Below are 1,937 nucleotides of genomic sequence, written 5' to 3'. Positions count from 1 at the left end.
ATTTTGTCCTTCAACCACGAAGGCTTTGTTCAGGAACGAGTCGCACTGATGTCCATGTCGTATCCGGCGCGGACTGCTTTTTTCTGTTCCTCGATCTTACTGCGGTCCAGGTCGGTAATCTTGCGCTTTATCGTTTTGATGGCTTTCACCTGATCCACCGACTGAATGTGCATACTCACAATGAGCGAGCTTTCCATATCCAGAAAATCAGCCAGCAGACGGTCATTCAGCTCTGGGGCTAAAATCTGCAAAAAAGAAACAGCCCCGTATTTCTTGCCCATACGGAACTGCTTGCCGGTGCGGAACTCAAAGGAACTTGGTGCAATAAAATCCTTTGTGGACAGACCGGAAGGAGCCAGCCAGTCCCATTCAAACTGAAACGGGAGTTGTTCATCCATGTGGAATACCGCATGAAGCTGAGAAAGCCTTTCTTTACCGTCCAGCGTTCTGGCAGCTACACCAAGACGCTTGAAGTTATTAAGTATATCGGTCTCAATACGCTCCAGACGGGGCTTGGCGGCTTTGATGCTGTCTGCGTCGATACCAAAGGTCAGGTATTTGGTCTTGATGAGGCCGTTGTTACCTCTGGCCAGCTGATTTTGCAGCATTGTGGTATATTCCTCGCGGATACTGTCAAAGGCATCCCTCTGGGGCGGGATGGAAATGGAGTTAGCAAAGGTCTCCTCCGATGCCGCAAGGTTCAAAAAAGACAGCTGGAAATGAATCGAGCTGTCAAAATAATTGAGGAAATCACACCAACCCTCAAAGATTGCCGTCTTATCTTCGTTTTGGGAGAGCTGATAGTTGATGTCCTGAAACTGAATGGTCTTTGTGTAGTGGCTGTCCGATATGCGGCAGATTCCGTCCGGCCACATCCGTTCATAAGGGATACTGTCCTGCGCAGATTTTCCTTTTTTGTCCGTGCGGTTGGCGCGGACAATGGCCGCTTCGATCTGCTTCTTATCGGCGCGGGACAGCTTTTTCTTTGTCTTTACCGGCTGCACAGTTTTTTCCTCGGTTTTCCCGAACATCCGATGCAGCCATTTTTTTATTGCGGTGAACAATGTCATACACCTCCTTATCGAGCATTTCCTGCCGCTTTAATACGGCATAAAAGTTATTGGTCTGGTAGGGACGCTGCTTGGGACGGATCACAGCTACTTTGAGAATGTTGCCCACGATCTTTTCCAGGGGCTGTCCATGCTTTTCGTACATAGCCATCATAAAGAATGGCAGCATAACCAGCATCATACACATAGCCGCTACACTGTTTCCGGTAGGTTTTCTGAGCAAAAAGAAAAGCGGTACGCCAATAAGCGCTCCGCCCGTGAAGCAGATAAGCTGCCGCTTGGTCAGATTGAACATGACCTTTGTTTTGACTTTTGTTAAGTCCTTGGGTACGGGTACATAAGCCAATGTGGAAACCTCCTTCCGTTTTAGTGCGCCTGAAAGACTGATTTGGCGAGACTGCCGGTTTTGAACAGCGTAAAACATAGCAGTACGGTGTAGCCCACGCAGCTCCAGATTGCCATGATGATGTCATCTTCCAGAGCGATGTTCTGCACCAGCACAGCATAAATTGCCACGCAGACGATAATGAGAAACGCCTGAAAGCCCAGCGCCAGCAGGGATCGGAGGTAATTCTGGCCCATACCGCCCCATTCTTTACCCATCATTGCAGCCATTGGAACGGGAGCCACCGAAGTCACAAGTAGGGTAAGACCCCGGCGCCTTGCCATATCACTATGGTAGGTTTCCGAGAACTCCCCTCCGAACCGGACTTACACCTCTCGATGTATCCGGCTCTCCAGATGTCAGTCTAATTTCCCTGCGTGTAACTTATCGTGACAGTCAATGCAGAGTGCCATTGTCTTGCGTTTACGCCCAATCATGGCGATTTCCCATTGTTTTCTGCCACTTAAATCTTTGAGTTTTCG

The 1,937-nt window shown here is 49.1% G+C and carries 2 protein-coding genes and 2 pseudogenes; all 4 read right to left on the bottom strand.

Annotated elements, in window-relative coordinates:
• Window positions 1-47 precede the first annotated feature (47 nt).
• A pseudogene (locus DWX32_RS19110) lies at window positions 48-1,004 on the bottom strand (VirB4-like conjugal transfer ATPase, CD1110 family); the annotation flags it as partial.
• Window positions 961-1,416 (bottom strand): PrgI family protein, encoded by a 456-nt coding sequence (locus DWX32_RS19105; protein WP_025487368.1) that lies wholly within the window; start codon window positions 1,414-1,416, stop codon window positions 961-963. The gene DWX32_RS19105 and the pseudogene DWX32_RS19110, both read right to left, overlap by 44 nt.
• Before the next feature lie 20 nt (window positions 1,417-1,436).
• Window positions 1,437-1,712 (bottom strand): annotated as a pseudogene (locus DWX32_RS19100) (VirB6/TrbL-like conjugal transfer protein, CD1112 family); the annotation flags it as partial.
• A 102-nt stretch (window positions 1,713-1,814) separates the two neighbouring features.
• On the bottom strand, window positions 1,815-1,937 hold a 123-nt coding region (locus DWX32_RS20660), incomplete at its 5' end, for an HNH endonuclease (protein ID WP_330421854.1).

The sequence above is a fragment of the Blautia sp. AF19-13LB genome (assembly GCF_003479105.1).
GTDB lineage: Bacteria > Bacillota > Clostridia > Lachnospirales > Lachnospiraceae > Fusicatenibacter > Fusicatenibacter saccharivorans.
This window is presented reverse-complemented; position numbering and strand designations above follow the sequence as displayed.